Annotated in this window: 10 protein-coding genes and 1 pseudogene; 4 read left to right on the top strand and 7 right to left on the bottom strand. The window is 69.8% G+C overall.

Annotated elements, in window-relative coordinates; all coding sequences use genetic code 11:
- Positions 1 to 22: 22 nt before the first annotated feature.
- The gene (locus EWH70_RS36245) at positions 23 to 178 is read left to right on the top strand and encodes a hypothetical protein (RefSeq protein WP_420809076.1); all 156 of its coding nucleotides are present in this window, start codon (positions 23 to 25) and stop codon (positions 176 to 178) included.
- Between the two features lie 349 nt (positions 179 to 527).
- Here the strand turns inward: EWH70_RS36245 and EWH70_RS19710 are convergent, their stop codons facing one another.
- Entirely contained in the window at positions 528 to 1,730 is a 1,203-nt protein-coding gene (locus EWH70_RS19710; RefSeq protein WP_130476908.1) for a cytochrome P450 family protein, read from the bottom strand.
- 36 nt (positions 1,731 to 1,766) lie between these two features.
- Here EWH70_RS19710 and EWH70_RS19705 point away from each other — a divergent pair, with 36 nt between their 5' ends.
- Positions 1,767 to 2,522, top strand: a complete 756-nt coding sequence (locus EWH70_RS19705; RefSeq protein WP_130476907.1) for a class I SAM-dependent methyltransferase — start codon at positions 1,767 to 1,769, stop codon at positions 2,520 to 2,522.
- Positions 2,523 to 2,536: 14 nt separating this feature from the next.
- The gene (locus EWH70_RS19700; RefSeq protein ID WP_130476906.1) at positions 2,537 to 3,766 is read left to right on the top strand and encodes a metallophosphoesterase; all 1,230 of its coding nucleotides are present in this window, start codon (positions 2,537 to 2,539) and stop codon (positions 3,764 to 3,766) included.
- On the opposite strand, the gene EWH70_RS19695 is transcribed toward EWH70_RS19700, so the two are convergent.
- The 3 genes from EWH70_RS19695 to EWH70_RS19685 are packed head-to-tail and all read right to left on the bottom strand — an operon-like array spanning position 3,699 to position 6,333.
- Entirely contained in the window at positions 3,699 to 4,673 is a 975-nt protein-coding gene (locus EWH70_RS19695) for a serine hydrolase domain-containing protein (protein WP_130476905.1), read from the bottom strand. The two genes, EWH70_RS19700 and EWH70_RS19695, sit on opposite strands and share 68 nt — an antisense overlap.
- 24 nt (positions 4,674 to 4,697) lie before the next feature.
- Positions 4,698 to 5,123, bottom strand: coding sequence for a GNAT family N-acetyltransferase (locus EWH70_RS19690; RefSeq protein ID WP_130476904.1), 426 nt, complete (start codon positions 5,121 to 5,123; stop codon positions 4,698 to 4,700).
- A 16-nt stretch (positions 5,124 to 5,139) separates the two neighbouring features.
- The gene (locus EWH70_RS19685) at positions 5,140 to 6,333 is read right to left on the bottom strand and encodes a thiolase family protein (RefSeq protein ID WP_130476903.1); all 1,194 of its coding nucleotides are present in this window, start codon (positions 6,331 to 6,333) and stop codon (positions 5,140 to 5,142) included.
- A gap of 88 nt (positions 6,334 to 6,421) precedes the next feature.
- Between EWH70_RS19685 and EWH70_RS19680 the strand changes: the two genes are divergently transcribed.
- Positions 6,422 to 6,865: a winged helix-turn-helix transcriptional regulator gene (locus tag EWH70_RS19680; RefSeq protein ID WP_130476902.1), complete on the top strand. Its 444-nt coding sequence runs from the start codon at positions 6,422 to 6,424 to the stop codon at positions 6,863 to 6,865.
- Between the two features lie 57 nt (positions 6,866 to 6,922).
- Here EWH70_RS19680 and EWH70_RS19675 read toward each other — a convergent pair whose 3' ends face one another.
- From EWH70_RS19675 to EWH70_RS19665, 3 genes and pseudogenes are all read right to left on the bottom strand, one after another.
- On the bottom strand, positions 6,923 to 8,770 hold the full coding sequence (locus tag EWH70_RS19675) for an OmpL47-type beta-barrel domain-containing protein (RefSeq protein ID WP_130476901.1): 1,848 nt from the start codon (positions 8,768 to 8,770) through the stop codon (positions 6,923 to 6,925).
- 66 nt (positions 8,771 to 8,836) lie between these two features.
- On the bottom strand, positions 8,837 to 12,820 hold the full coding sequence (locus EWH70_RS19670; protein WP_130476900.1) for a ThuA domain-containing protein: 3,984 nt from the start codon (positions 12,818 to 12,820) through the stop codon (positions 8,837 to 8,839).
- A 249-nt stretch (positions 12,821 to 13,069) separates the two neighbouring features.
- A pseudogene (locus EWH70_RS19665) lies at positions 13,070 to 14,053 on the bottom strand (multicopper oxidase domain-containing protein); the annotation flags it as partial.
- Positions 14,054 to 14,092: the final 39 nt, after the last annotated feature.

Here is a 14,092-nt window from a genome sequence, read left to right as displayed (position 1 = left end):
GTCTCCAACAAAGGGGCAGCTCATGTACCAGGTACCCGACCAGACCGGCAGGCGGTTCGTCGTCACCGGAGCCAACAGCGGGACCGGCCGGGAGGCGACCCGGTGGCTGGCCGCCGCCGGAGCCGAGGTCGTCATGGCCGTCCGCTGCACGCGCTGGTCAACAACGCCGGCGTCATGACGCCGCCAAAGCGGCAGACCACCGCCGACGGCTTCGAGCTGCAGTTCACCCGGCGCTACTCGCCGGTGCGGGCCTACGCGCAGTCCAAACTCGCCGACATGCTGATGGGCCCGCACCTGGCCACTGTCGCGGACGAGCACGGCTGGGACCTGCTCAGCACGGTGGCGCACCCCGGCTACACGCGCACCAACCCGCAGACCGCAGGGCGGCTACTACGGCCCGAAGCGGTGGCTGGTCGGCCCGACGATCAAGGCCGGACTGCCCCGCAGCGCACGGGGTACCGATCTGGCCGCGTCGCTGTGGTCGGTCGCCGAGGACCTCACCGGCACCACGCTGCCGGCCGGTGCGCTCAGCCGAGTGTGACCGGCAGGCTGACGATGCCGTTCATCAGCAGGCTCGGGAACCGCTCCGGCTCGGTGTCCGGATCGGCGAGCCGCAGCCGGGGGAACCTGCGCAGCAGGCTGCCGATGGCGATGACCGCCTCCATCCTGGCCAGCGGCGCACCCAGGCAGTGGTGCAGGCCGTGACCGAACGCCAGATGCGGCGCGGGCGGCCGGGCGACGTCGAACCTGTCCGGCTCGGGAAACCGGGCCGGGTCGCGGTTGGCGGCCAGCAGCACCGGCACCACGACGTCGCCCTCGGGAATGGTCACTCCGCCGACGGTGATCGGCGCGGTGGTGACCGACGGGATCGGCACCTGCGCCGGGCCGTCGTAGCGGAGCTGTTCCTCGACGGCCGCGGCAAGACGGTCCGGTTCGTCTCGAACCAGCGCCAGCTGTTCCGGGTGGGACAGCAACGAGTACGCGGCGCCGGTGATCAGGCTGACCGTCGTCTCGTGCCCGGCCACCAGCAGCAGGAAGACCATGGAGCTGAGCTCGTCCTCGGACAGCCGGTCGCCGCCGTCGTGTACCTCGATCAGCGCCGAGAGCAGGTCGCCGGCCGGCGCGGAACGCTTGTCGGCGATCAGCTTGCGCACGTAGTCGACCATGTCGGCCGCCGCGCGCAGGTAGACCTCGGCCGGGTGCACCGGAGCGTTGATGACGATCGACGACCAGCGGCGGAACGTCTCCCGGTCGTCGACGGGAACGCCGAGCAACTCGGCGATCACCGTGATCGGCAGCGGGTAGCCGAGGCCGGCGACGAGGTCGGCCGGGGAACCACCGGCGCTGGCGAGCTCGTCGAGCAGCCCGTCGGTGATCTCCTGGATCCGGGGACCGAGCGACTCGACCCGGCGGGCGGTGAACGCCGCCGTCACCAGCTTGCGCAGCCGGGTGTGGTCGGGCGGGTTGGTGCTGAGCAGGTGGGTGTTCATCGCGGCGTGCAGGTCGGCAGGCACGGAGTCCTGGTGCGGTCCGCCCAGGTACTCCTTGGCCATCGCCGGGTGCGCGAGCAGTGCGCGGGCCTCGGCGTAGCCGGTGACCAGCCAGACGGGTACCCCGGTGAACAGCGTGAGCCGTTGCACCGGACCGGACTCGGCGAGGGCGGCCATCGCGGCGTGCCGGGCTGTGCCGGTGGTCTCGGTGAACGGCGAGGGAGCCTGGTCGGCGCTCATACTGCAGACGTTACTGGTCGGACTGGGAGGACGGGCATGGATTCGATGGAGCGTCTGCGCGCACTGCTGGACCAGGACCGGGTGCGCGGTCCCGGCGACGACTCGGCCGGCTACCTCGACCTGCTGCCGCCGGACACGCGGCGGCCTCGCAACCTTGCCCAGGCGGCCATGCACAACCCGCTGCTGGCCGCCGTCTACCAGCGCTGGTGGCGGCCCGCTGGAGCGATGCTGCTGGGCGGTGGCCTGCCCGGCGGCGACGGCGAGGCCCGGCTGGCGCGGCAGGCGCTGCGGCTGGGCGGCGAGCAGACCGTGCTCGACGTGGCCTGCGGCCCCGGCAACTTCACCCGTGGGTTCGGCGAGGCCCTGAGCGGCTCCGGGTTCGCCGTGGGACTGGACGTCTCCCCGCCCATGCTGGCCAGGGCGGTGCGGGACAACGCCCACGAGCGGGTCGGCTACCTGCGTGCCGACGCGCGGGAACTTCCGTTCGCCGACGGCACGTTCGACGCTGTGTGTTGTTTCGCCGCGCTCTACCTGGTGCCCGAGCCGTTCCGGGTGCTGGACGAGCTGATGCGGGTGCTGGCCCCCGGCGGCCGGATCGCGCTGCTGACCAGCGTCCACGCCGGGCCGGCGCCGCTGCACGCCGTCGAGGACCGCATCGCCACGCTGGCCGGCGGGCGGATGTTCGGCCGCGACGAGATCACCGGCGTGCTGCGTGACGCGGGCCTGGTCGACGTCGACCAGCGGGTCTCCGGGCTCGCCCAGTTCGTCAGCGCGGGCAGAGTCCCCGCCTAAACCCAGGAGAAGTCATGTCCACCGTGTCCACCAGCGTGGCGAAGCCGCCGGTCGCACTCGTCCTGCTGCGGCGCGCGGCGATCACCCTCGCGGCGCTCATCGTGCTCGCGGCCCTGTTCTGGGTGCCGTGGCACGCGCTGTTCGGCCCAGCGGCCCAGTGGCCCACCGCGGTCACCGTGACCGGGACGGTCGTGTTCGCGGTGGCGTTCCTGTCGTTCCCGGTCCTGATCGTGCGCGGGCACCGGCGCGGGTCGGACGCCGCGGCGCGGATCGCCGACACGATGCTCGGGGTGGTGTGGCTGCTGTTCGCGTGGGCAGTGCTCACCCATCTGCTCCGGCTCGTGCTCGCACTGTCCGGTGTGGACAATCCGCTGCGGGGGCGGATCGTCGCGCTGGCGCTGGCCGGGATCGTCGTGGTGCTGGTGGTCTACGGCGTGGCCGAGGCCATGCGGCTGCCGAGAATCCGCCAGGTCGACGTCACCCTGCCCCGGCTGGGCGCGGCGTTCGACGGGCTGCGGCTGGTCATGATCACCGACACCCATTTCGGGCCGATCGACCGCACCGCGTGGGGCGAGCGGGTGATCGCGGCCGTCAACGAGCTGGAACCCGACGTCGTCGTGCACGACGGTGACCTCGCCGACGGCACGGTCGAGCAACGCGCGGGCCAGGTCGCCGCACTCGGCGAGGTCGCCGCGGAGCAGCGCTTCTACGTGTCGGGCAACCACGAGTACTTCAGCGGTGCGCAGTCGTGGCTGGACCACATGGACACCCTGGGCTGGACCGGGCTGCACAACCAGCACCGGGTGCTGGAGCGCGACGGGCAGCGGCTGGTGTTCGCCGGGGTGGACGACGCCACCGCGGCGGCCTCCGGCGAGCCCGGCCACGGCCAGAACCTCGCCGCGGCGCTGCACGGCACGGCGCCGGGTGACCCGATCGTGTTGCTGGCCCACCAGCCCAGTCAGATCGGGCACGCGGTGGCGGCGCAGGTGGACCTGCAGCTGTCCGGGCACACCCACGGCGGGCAGATCTGGCCGTTCCACCTGCTCGTGCGTGCCCAGCAACGGGCACTGCAGGGACTGACCCGGCACGGCGAGCACACCCAGCTGTACACCAGCCGCGGCACCGGCTTCTGGGGCCCGCCGTTGCGGGTGTTCGCACCGAGCGAGATCACCATGCTCACGCTGCGCGCGGGGACCGCTGACCGAGCGCGGCCAGACCAGCCAGGTCGGCTCCACGCAGGGTGAAGCTGTTCGCCAGCACCACGACCGCGCGGCCGGTGTCCGGGACCAGCCCGGCGAACGTCCGGAACCCGGCGGTGGCGCCGTTGTGCCACAGGACCGTCCGGCCTTCGGATGTCGTGCGCATCCAGCCCAGTCCCACCGGGGGTGTCTGCGTGAGCTCGATCGCCTCGCCCAGTTCGGTGGCGCCCGGTCTCAGCTGTGCCCCCAGGAACACGGCCAGATCCGTGGCCGTGGAGTGCAGGCCACCGGCGGCCACCATGCCGTCGAGGTGCCACGGCTCCGCGCGCCGCCGACGCCAGCGGTGTCCGGTGGCGTGATCGGTACCAACGGGTGGACCGACGTCTGTGTTCACCAGACCGAGCGGTTCACAGATCCGGCGGCGTACCAGGTCCGAATAACCGGTACTGCCTGTCGCAGCCACCAGCGCCAGCCCGAGCAGCGCGGAACCGAGGTTCGAGTAACGCATCCGTCCACCCGGGGCACGACGCGACAACCGCGCCGCGGCGGCGAGCACGTCGGCTGGGGTCAGAGCGGAGTACGGATCGGGTGAACGCAGGTCTGCCAGTACGCCGACCGGCGACTTCGGCAGACCCGAGGTATGCGTCGCGAGGTGGCCGAGTGTGATGTCGCCGGGCAAGTCGACCGGAACACACTCCCGCACCGGTGTGCCGAGCGTGACGACATCGCGGATGACCGCGTCAGCGAGCAGCGTCGCGGTGAACAGCTTGGTCAGCGAACCGGTCTCGAACACGGTGGCCGCTCCAGGCATGCGGCCACCCCTCAGTTCGGTAGCACCGGCCGCGTAGATCACCGGTTCAGGCTCGTCCCTGGAAAGGACGGCGACCACCGCGCCGGCATGGGTCCGGGCGACCCTGCGCGCGGTGTCCTCAGCCGTCTGCCGCAGATCCATTCCTCCCCTGTTCGCCGAAACTCGCTAGGACTGACGGGGCCGCTCCAGCATGGTGTGATCCGGCTCGGCGAAGCCGAACTGACGGTACAGCCCGTGTGCGTCGTCGGTGTGCAGCAGCCAGCGCAACCGCTCGCCACCGGGCGACTCCTCCACCATGGCCCGCACCAGCGCCTTGCCCAGGCCGTGGCCGCGGTGCTCGTCGAGGACGTACACGTCGGCCAGGTAGGCCAGCGACACGCCGTCCGAGATCGCCCTGGCGAAGCCGACCATCGCACCGTCGCGGTGGTAGACGCCGACGACCCGCCAGGCCGCGTCGAGCTGCCGCAGCACCTGCTCCCTGGTCCGCCACCGCGCCCAGTAGGCCTTGGTGGACATGAAGTCCCACAGCGCGTCGCGGTCCACCCTGGCCGGGTCGTCGTCGAGTTCGTAGTCCCCTGTCGTCGCGATCATGACCGCGACCCTACGGCTACAGCCGTTCGACGATGGTGGCGTTGGCCAGCCCGCCCGCCTCGCACATGGTCTGCAGCCCGTAGCGACCACCGGTCTGTTCGAGTACCGACAGCAATGTCGTCATCAGCCGGCCGCCGCTGGCGCCGAGCGGGTGCCCGAGCGCGGTGGCGCCGCCGTTGACGTTGACCTTCGCCGGGTCGGCGCCGGTCTCGGCGAGCCAGGCGAGCACGACGCTCGTGAACGCCTCGTTGACCTCGAACGCGTCGATGTCGGCCAGTGCGAGCCCGGCACGGTCGAGCACCTTGCGGGTGGCGGGGATGATGCCGGTCAGCATGTACAGCGGGTCGTCGCCGGTGACGGCGAAGGTGTGCAGCCGTGCCCGTGGCCGCAACCCGAGCGCGGTGGCGGCCTCGGAACTGGTGATGAGCACCGCCGAGGCACCGTCGTTGACGGGGCTGCTGTTGCCCGCGGTGATGTTCCACGTCAGGTCGCCGAACCGCTGCTCCCATAGCTCGGCGCGAAACGCCGGGCGCAGGCCGGCCAGCACCTCGACCGTCGTTCCCGGCCGGACCGATTCGTCGGTGCCGACGGGCACCGGCACGCCGTCCGGACCGGGTGCCTTGAGCGGGCTGACCTCGCCGTCGAACCGCCCGTCCGCCCATGCGGCGGCGGCACGGTGGTGACTCTCGGCGGCGAACGTGTCGAGCTGTTCACGCGACAGGCCCCACCTGCGGGCGATCAGCTCGGCGCTGATGCCCTGCGGCACCAGGCCTTCCGGGTAACGGCGGGCCACGCCGGGGCCGAGGAAGTCCTTCCCCGCTGTCTGGCTGCCGATCGGCACCCGGCTCATCGACTCGACGCCGGACGCGATCACCACGTCGTATACCCCGCTGAGTACACCCTGAGCCGCGAAGTGGATCGCCTGCTGGCTGCTGCCGCACTGCCGGTCGACGGTCACCGCGGGCACCGACTCCGGCAGTCCCGCGGCCAGTGCCGCCCACCGCGCGGTGTTGGAACTCTGCTCGCCGATCTGGCCCACCGCGCCGCTGATCACGTCGTCGACGCGGGCGGGGTCGATTCCGGTGCGTTCGACGAGCGACCGGATGGCGTGGGCATGCAGATCGACCGGGTGCACTCCGGACAGTGCCCCGCCGGGTTTGCCCTTGCCGATGGGCGTACGCACAGCGTCGACGATCACCGCGTCGGTCATGTCTCCTCCTCGGACTGGTGGTTCCAGGTATACGCCGAGTCAGTTGGATTTCACAACCCACTGTGCGGAAGTGTGCGAGAATCGGCCCATGGGCACGAAAGGACGCGACTGCTCGATCGCGGGCGCGCTGGCGGTCATCGGCGAACGCTGGACGCTGCTGGCGTTGCGCGAGGTCAGCCTGGGCGTGCGCCGGTTCGACCACATCGCCCGCAACACCGGCGCCAGCCGGGACATCCTGGCCGCCCGGCTACGCAAACTCGTCGACGCCGGCGTCCTGGACCGCGTGCCCTACCAGGACAATCCGCCGCGGCACGACTACGTCCTGACCGAGGCCGGCCGGGCGCTGCGGCCGATCCTGCACAGCCTGATGGAGTGGGGCGACCGCTACGTCACCACCGGCGAGGGGCCGACGGCGTGGGAACACACCTGCGGCGACGAGCTGCACCTGCGGCACACCTGCGAGTCGTGCGGGCAGCCGGTCGACTTCGACGCGCTGCGCCCGTTGCGCGTCGGCAGCGTCGGAAACACGTGAAGGCCACCTTCACCACGTCGGACGTGGTGAAGGTGGCCTTCACGTGACAGCGGACCGCTACACGGCCGCCCGGGTCGACATCGGAACGCCGACGTTCGACTCGATCGCCGCGGTGACGATGCGGTCGCGGTGTGCCGACGGGATCACACCGTCGCGCACCAGCTCCCTGGTGACCGCCTTGACGTGCCGCACGAACTGGTTGTGCGACGCGTACTGGCCGTCCTCGTCGATGACGTCGTTGATCGTGCAGCCGTTACCGATGTCGATGTTGGGCACCTGACTGTCGACCGTGCCGATGACCACCGTCAGCCGGGTGTCGGAGTCGGGGCAGACGTCCGGTGCCGGTGGCGGTCCGTCCGCCACCACGGTGAACGACCCGGTCAGTTCCTGCGACACGTTGCCGGCCTTGTCACTCGCCCGGTAGGCGATGGCGTGCTTGCCCACCGCCGTCACCTCGACCGGCGCCGAGTAGGCGGTCCACGCCCCGCTGTCCAGCTTGTACTCGACCTTGTCCACACCGGACTTGTCGTCGGTGGCCGACACGGTGATCGTCGCCTTGCCGACGTAGGCCCAGTTGGCGTCCTGCGGACCGGTGATCAGCGTGAGCACGCTCGGCGGCGTCGTGTCGTCGGCCTCGACGACGGTGAACGACACCGACCCCTCCTGGGAGGCGTTGCCCGCCTTGTCGGTCGCGCGGAACTTCATGGTGTGCGCACCGACCGCGGTCACGGCGACCGGGGTCGTGTACGCCGTCCATGCGCCGCCGTCGAGCGCGTACTCCGTCTTGGCGATCCCGGAGCCCTCGTCGGTGGCCGCCACGGTCACCGTGGCCCTGCCCTTGTAGTTGCCGTCCGGATCCTGCACGCCGCCGACCGACGCCGACACCGTCGGCGGAGTCGTGTCGGACCTGACGACCGTGAAGTGGGCCATGCCCTCCGGTGAGGTGTTGCCTGCCTTGTCGGTGGCCCGGTAGTGCAGCATGTGCATGCCCGCGGTGGTCACCTCGACGGGCGTGCTGTAGGGGGTCCACGCGCCGTCGTCCAGCTTGTACTCGACCTTGTCCACACCGGACTCGGTGTCGGTGGCGGTCACGGTGACCTTGGCGACGTCGAGGTAGTTGCCCTGCGGGTCCTTGTTTCCGGTGACCTCCGACGTGACCGTCGGCGGTGTCTTGTCCCCACCGGTGTCCTCGACCACGGTGAACTCCGACGTGCCCTCAGGTGAGACGTTGTTGGCCTTGTCGGTGGCCCGGTAGAGCACCTTGTGCGCGCCGACGGCCGAGACCACGACCGGTTCGGTGTACGCGGTCCAGGCACCGTCGTCCAGTTTGTACTCGACCTTGCCCACACCGGACTGGGTGTCGGTGGCGTTGACCTTGACCGTCGCCGAGCCGATGAAGCGGCCCTGCGGGTCCTTGTTGCCGGTGATCTCGGTCGAGACGGTCGGCGGGGTGGTGTCCGGATCGCTTCCCTCGGTGACGACCAGTTCACCGGTCATCTGGCTGTGGCCGGGGATGGCGCAGAAGTACTTGTACTTGCCCGGCGTCAGCTTGATGCCGGGGACCGTCCACTCGCCCTTCTTCGAGTCGCTCGGCGACGCCTGGATGTTGAGCCGGACATCGTGGTTGTACCCGGGCGTCGACGTGTCGAACGTCAGGGTGTGCACCATGTCCGTGGTGTTTCCGGTGGCCAGGCTGTTCTTGAACGAGATCGTGTAGGTGCCTGCGGCGGTACTCGTCGGTGCGCTCTTGTACCTGACGAGGCTGTCGTCCGCGGTCCACTCCAGCACGGGCTCCTGCTGGACCGAGGGCCGGGGCGACGCCGCCGGCGTGGCCGAGGCCGGTATCGCGACCAGCCCCAGCATGGTGAGCGCCGCGGCCAGCGCGGCGAGCAAACGTCGGGACATTACGGGAAAACCTTCCTGGCGAGAGAGCCGGCCGGCGCGCCGTGGCACGCCGGCCGGCCGCTCTGGTTACAGCTGCCGCACCCGGATGTTGCGGAACTCCATCAGGTCGTTGTCACCGTGGTTCTGCAATCCGATGAACCCGCTGACGAACTGCCGCAGGTCGGTGGGCGGATCACCCTGCCGCGACGACTGCTTGCCCGGGACGTTGTCGAACTCGTTGATCACGACACCGTTGCGGATGATCGTGTACTTCTGTCCGACGACCCGGATCTCGTACTCGTTCCAGGTTCCCTTGGGCAGCGCTCCGGCCTGGTCGAGCGACACCGGGTCGAAGTTGTAGATCGACCCGGTCTTCTGCGGCTCACCGGTCGCGCCGTCGTAGAGCTGGACCTCGTGTCCACAGTAGATCGCCACCCAGGCCTGCGACGTCCTCGCCGACCCCGTCGTGCCGCAGCTACCCGGCGGACGCTGGTCCAGCGGCGTTCGCGGATCGGGGAACCGGACGAACACGCCGCTGTTGGCGCGATGCTCGTTCGGTGCGATGTCCTTGAACTGCAGCTTGAGCGAGAAGTTGCCGTACTGCTTCCCGGCGAACCACAGCATGCCCAGGCCACCGCTGGGCCGTAGCGACCCGTCCGGCTGAATGGTGAACTGCCCCGAAGGTGCCTGTTCCCAGCCCGCCAGCGACGTACCGTCGAAGATGGCGTCGTAACCGAAGTGACCCGGCCGTCCCACCGGCGACGCCTCCGCGTCGGCGTTGATCCGGCCCTGCTCGGCGTTGTTGATGATGCCGAGCTGCTTGAGGTTCTTCGTCGCCAGCTTCACGTGGTTGACGAAAGCAGCGTGGGTGGACCACGTGCTCTCGTCGTCGATCATGTCATCCACCGTGCACCCGCCGCCCGCGTTGCGGTTGGCGATCGTGGTGTCGGTGTCGGCGATCGTCACCGTCTTGCCGGAGTCGGGTACCAGGCAGCCGACGTTGGCCGTCGTCCGCGCGGTCGCCGTCGTCCCGTCGGCGTAGGTCACCGTCAGCTTGGCGGTGAACGGACCGGTGCGGGTGTAGGTGTGCCGCGGGTTGGCCTCGGCGGACATGGTGCCGTCGCCGAACTCCCACTTGTACGACACGCCACCCGCCTTCGACCCGTTGAACGCCACGGTCAGCGGCTTGTTCTGCACCTGCGTCGACGTCGCGGTCACCGCGGGGGTGGCCTCACCGCCGGTGTAGGTGATGCGGATCAGCTTCTGGTTCGGGTGCAGGCTGAAGAAGCCGTCGGCGTAGTCGAGCATGTACAGCGCACCGTCCGGCCCGAACTTGGCGTCCATCCAGCTGTCCAGCTGGTTGGGCGCGGTGCCGCGCGGGATGATGTGCCGCAGCGTCTCGGCGAACGCCGGTGGCTTCGCCTGCGGGACACCGGCCGGGTCCACGGTCACCGCGACCCGGTTGCGGTCGTTGCTCTGGTCACCGATGAACCACTTGTTGTCCCAGTACGCCGGCCACGCGACTCCGCTGTTGGTGTTCACCTGGCTGCGGTGGTACGTCGGCCCGGACATCACGGCCTGACCGCCGCCGGTGAGGTACGGCTGGGTGTAGGTGGCGTCGGCCTTGTTGTACGTCGGCACGGTGCTGTTCGGGCGGGCCGGGAACACCGGGCCACCGCCGTCCGGCGCGTACCAGATCATGTTGTCCTTGATCGGCGGCAGGTTCACCAGGCCGGTGTTGCGCGGCGAGGTGTTCAGCGGGTTGTTGCAGTCGTACCAGCCGGTCAGCACGGCCGGGTCGGTGTTGCTGCGGTCCCGGTAGGGCTGCCGGTTGCCCATGCAGTACGGCCACCCGTGGTTGCCGGCCTCGGTGATGATCGTGGCCGTCTCGTACTTCGCCGGCCCGAGTTCGGGACTCGGGTCGTTGGCGTCCGGGCCGACCCAGCCCGCGGTCACCCAGTTGTGCACCGGATCCACCTGCAGGCGCGAAATGTTACGCACGCCCATCACGTAGATCTCCGGCCGGGTCTTGTCACCGGGGTCACTGGCCTCGGGGAACAGGTTGCCGTCCGGAATGGTGTAGGTGCCGTCGGCCTGCGGGCGGATCCGGAGGATCTTGCCGTTGAGGTCGTTGGTGTTACCGGAGGTGCGGCGAGCGTCCTGGAAGGACAGTCCCTTGTAGTCGGCACGCCAGTTGTTGCCGGAGTAGCCGTTGGAACCCTGCGACGAGTTGCTGTCGCCGGAACCGATGTAGAGGTTGCCGTCCTTGTCGAACGCCATCCCGCCACCGGCGTGGCAGCAGCTGTGGATCTGCACGTCCCAGGACAGCAGATCCTTGCGGGTCGCCTGGTCGATCGTCTGCTTGGCGGCATCGTAGGTGAACCGCGAGACGGTGCGCTTGCCGATCCGCTTGTCCCTGTCGATGGACTCGTGCGGCATCCAGTAGGCGTACATCCAGCCGTTCTCGGCGAACTTCGGGTCGAGGGTGAGGCCGACCAGGCCCTCCTCGTTCTTGACCAGCTCGTCACCGCTGCCGCGGTTGCCCATCACCTTCAGCGCGGTGAGCAGCTTGACCTTCTTGGTCGCCGGGTCCCACTGGTGGATGGTGCCGCAGCCGAGGCCGACGTTCGGGTCCTCCCACTCGGGGACGGGGCCGGTCGGGCAGGCGGCCTTGCCGATGTAGAAGACCCGGCCGTTGGGGGCGATCGTCAGGCCGTGCGGCTCGCCGATCTGGTCCAGCTGTCCTTCGGCGTTGGTCGTGGTCAGGCGTTCGACCTTGTAGTTGGAGGCGATGGTGGCCTTGCAGTCGGCCCGCACCATGCCGGTCGTCCACTGCAGCGCACCGAGCAGGTGGCTGCGGAACTGGTCCTCGCCGTAGCTGCCCTCGGTGCGGCCCATGGTGGTGTAGAAGGACCGGCCGCCGTCGTAGTCACGGCACCACGAGACCGGGTGGAACGGGCCGTTCGCGCCCGGGCCCGGGTTGTAGGTCTTCTCCTGTACCTGCAGCACCGTGTGGACGTTGCCGACCGGGTTGACGTCCCAGTTGAGGAACCGGTCGGTGCGTTCCCAGTTCAGCGGCAGGCCCTTGTTCGCAGGGTGCTGCCGGTCGAGAACGTCCAGCGTGGCCTTCTGCGGAGCGGGCTCCGGCGGGGGCGGAGTCTGCGAGTTGTTCTTGTACAGCTCCAGATCCGCCAGCTGGGTGGCCGACTGACCGCCGTTGGCGGTGATGTTGAGCCGGTAGTGCGGGTACGCCGTGGTGTTCGCGATATCGAACTTCCTGGTCTGGTACCGCTCCGGGAACACCTCGTTGGTCCTGGTGTCCAGGACGGTCCAGTTGGTGCCGTCGGCCGAACCTTCCAGCGTCCAGTTCTTCGGGTCGCGGCCTTCGAAGTCGTTGGCCGAGGTCAGCGAGTAGCTGGAGATCGCGGTCGGCGTGGCGAGCTTGTAGGCGACCCACCCCGTGTTGGCGAACGTGAGCCACTTGGTGTTCGAGTTGCCGTCGAACAGCTTTTCCTTGGTCTCGTTCGGCGGATTCTCGCCGCTCGCGGTTGCCGAGGCGACGGCCTCCGGAGTGGGCCGGGAGCCCGTCGGGCGAGCGCCGATCAACCCGGTGAACCAGTCCGAGCCGTCCTGCGCGCGGGCGGCGTCGGACACGCCGAGGAAACCGTTGCCGGCCTTGATGTAGTTCTGCAGCGCGGTTTCCTGCTCACGTGTGAACTCGACGCCCTGCGCGGAGAGGAACACGATGCCGCGGTACTTGGCCAGGTTGGCCGCGGTGAACACGCCCGGATCGGATGAGGACGTCACGGCGATGCCGTTGTCCTGACCGAGCCGTGCGATGGCGTCGGATGCCCGGAGTACCGGGTCCTTCTGGTCCGCGGCGGGACCGTGGAACACGAGCACGGACACGCCGGTCGCTGCGGTCTGCGCCTGCTGTGCCAGCGGAGCCGGCGCGGCCTGCGCGGGCATGGTCGTCGCCAGCGGCAGGCCGAGCGCGACCACCGCCCCGACAGCCAGCGTTGTCGCGGCTCGTCGCCGCCTGAACCAGCCTGTCGAAACTCTTCGCCCCATCCCTCGCTCCTTCGTTGGTGGTTGGGTCGCGGTGAAAGTGCTGTCGGATCAGTGGCCGGCGTGGCCGCCGTGGTCGTGCGGTGCGGGCGGCGCCGGAGGTGGCGGCGGGGCCTGCTTCGCCGCCGCGCCGCCGGTGGTGTCGAGCGGTCCGCCGCCCGCGTTCGGGTGCTTCTGCGCCCCACCCGGCGGGATCGACGGGGGCAGCGGGCGGCCGTTGGGATCGGCGGCGACGGCGCCGGAATGCGCCGAGTGCCCGCCGTGACCGTGCCCCTTGAACCGGTCGATGGCCTCCTGCGCGCCGGGTGGCATGCTGCCGTCGGCGTTGCGCACCAGGAAGACCCCAGCCATGCCCTGGTCGGAGTGCAGCTGGACGTGGCAGTGGTACATCCACGCCCCCGGGCCGACGCCCTCACCCGCGATGACCTGGAACCCGAACGACGCGCCGGGGTCGAGGTTCTTGTTGTCGATCACGTGTGAGCGGTCGTTGTCACCGTTCAGCATGCCGGTGCGGGTGTCGGCCCACCGATGGGCGTGCAGGTGGAAGGTGTGCGGCAGGTTGCCGTGGCCGATGCAGATCCACTCGACGCGTTCGCCCAGGTTGGCCTCGAAGATCGGGGTCTCCGGCGCGATCTTGTGGTTGACCATCATGTCGAGGAACACGACGGTGTACTGCTTGCTGGGCAGCAGGTCGCCGCGCTTGCGCACGATCAGACCGCCGTAGAGGCCACCGAGGAGGCCGGCCGTGCCGTGGTCGCCGCCGAGGGCGTGGTCGTGGTAGTGCCAGTAGCCCGCGCTGCCCGGCATCCAGAACCCGTTGCTCGCCTGGTACTGGGTACGGCTGCGCCAGATGTAGGTGCGGGTTTCCCCCGGGTTGTTGAAGGAGTTGTTGAACGGCGCGCCGTCGGAGGCGGTGTCGTAGTTGACGCCGTGCGGGTGAATCGACAGGCGCTGGTCGGTGTTGTTGACCAGCTCGATCTCGAGCGTGTCGCCCTCGTACATCTCCAGCAGCGGGCCGGGAATGGTGGGCTTTCCCGGCTCCAGGCCGTAACCGTAGAGATCGGTGCCGGGGATCTTCTCGGCGTACATGGTGATCTGCCGGGTGATGCCGGGGGCGGCACTCGCCGGGGCCGACGACGCCGCGGCGGCCACCGCCGGGACGATCACGCCCGCGGCAGCGCCGGCCAGCATCGATCGACGCGACAGCCCGGAGCGGGCCGGAGCGCGTTTGTCCATTGTGGAGCTCCGTTTCGAGGGGACCGGGAGGGGACGGAC

This window comes from Amycolatopsis suaedae, assembly GCF_004214935.1.
GTDB classification, from domain to species: domain Bacteria; phylum Actinomycetota; class Actinomycetes; order Mycobacteriales; family Pseudonocardiaceae; genus Amycolatopsis; species Amycolatopsis suaedae.
Note: the sequence above shows the minus strand (reverse complement) of the source record. Positions and strands in the feature narration are given on the sequence as shown.

Bases quoted from the DNA above. Each gene is read 5' to 3' on its own strand.
- EWH70_RS36245 (WP_420809076.1), top strand. From the start codon at position 23: ATGTACCAGGTACCCGACCAGACCGGCAGGCGGTTCGTCGTCACCGGA.
- EWH70_RS19710 (WP_130476908.1), bottom strand. From the start codon at position 1,730: ATGAGCGCCGACCAGGCTCCCTCGCCGTTCACCGAGACCACCGGCACA.
- EWH70_RS19705 (WP_130476907.1), top strand. From the start codon at position 1,767: ATGGATTCGATGGAGCGTCTGCGCGCACTGCTGGACCAGGACCGGGTG.
- EWH70_RS19700 (WP_130476906.1), top strand. From the start codon at position 2,537: ATGTCCACCGTGTCCACCAGCGTGGCGAAGCCGCCGGTCGCACTCGTC.
- EWH70_RS19695 (WP_130476905.1), bottom strand. From the start codon at position 4,673: ATGGATCTGCGGCAGACGGCTGAGGACACCGCGCGCAGGGTCGCCCGG.
- EWH70_RS19690 (WP_130476904.1), bottom strand. From the start codon at position 5,123: ATGATCGCGACGACAGGGGACTACGAACTCGACGACGACCCGGCCAGG.
- EWH70_RS19685 (WP_130476903.1), bottom strand. From the start codon at position 6,333: ATGACCGACGCGGTGATCGTCGACGCTGTGCGTACGCCCATCGGCAAG.
- EWH70_RS19680 (WP_130476902.1), top strand. From the start codon at position 6,422: ATGGGCACGAAAGGACGCGACTGCTCGATCGCGGGCGCGCTGGCGGTC.
- EWH70_RS19675 (WP_130476901.1), bottom strand. From the start codon at position 8,770: ATGTCCCGACGTTTGCTCGCCGCGCTGGCCGCGGCGCTCACCATGCTG.
- EWH70_RS19670 (WP_130476900.1), bottom strand. From the start codon at position 12,820: ATGGGGCGAAGAGTTTCGACAGGCTGGTTCAGGCGGCGACGAGCCGCG.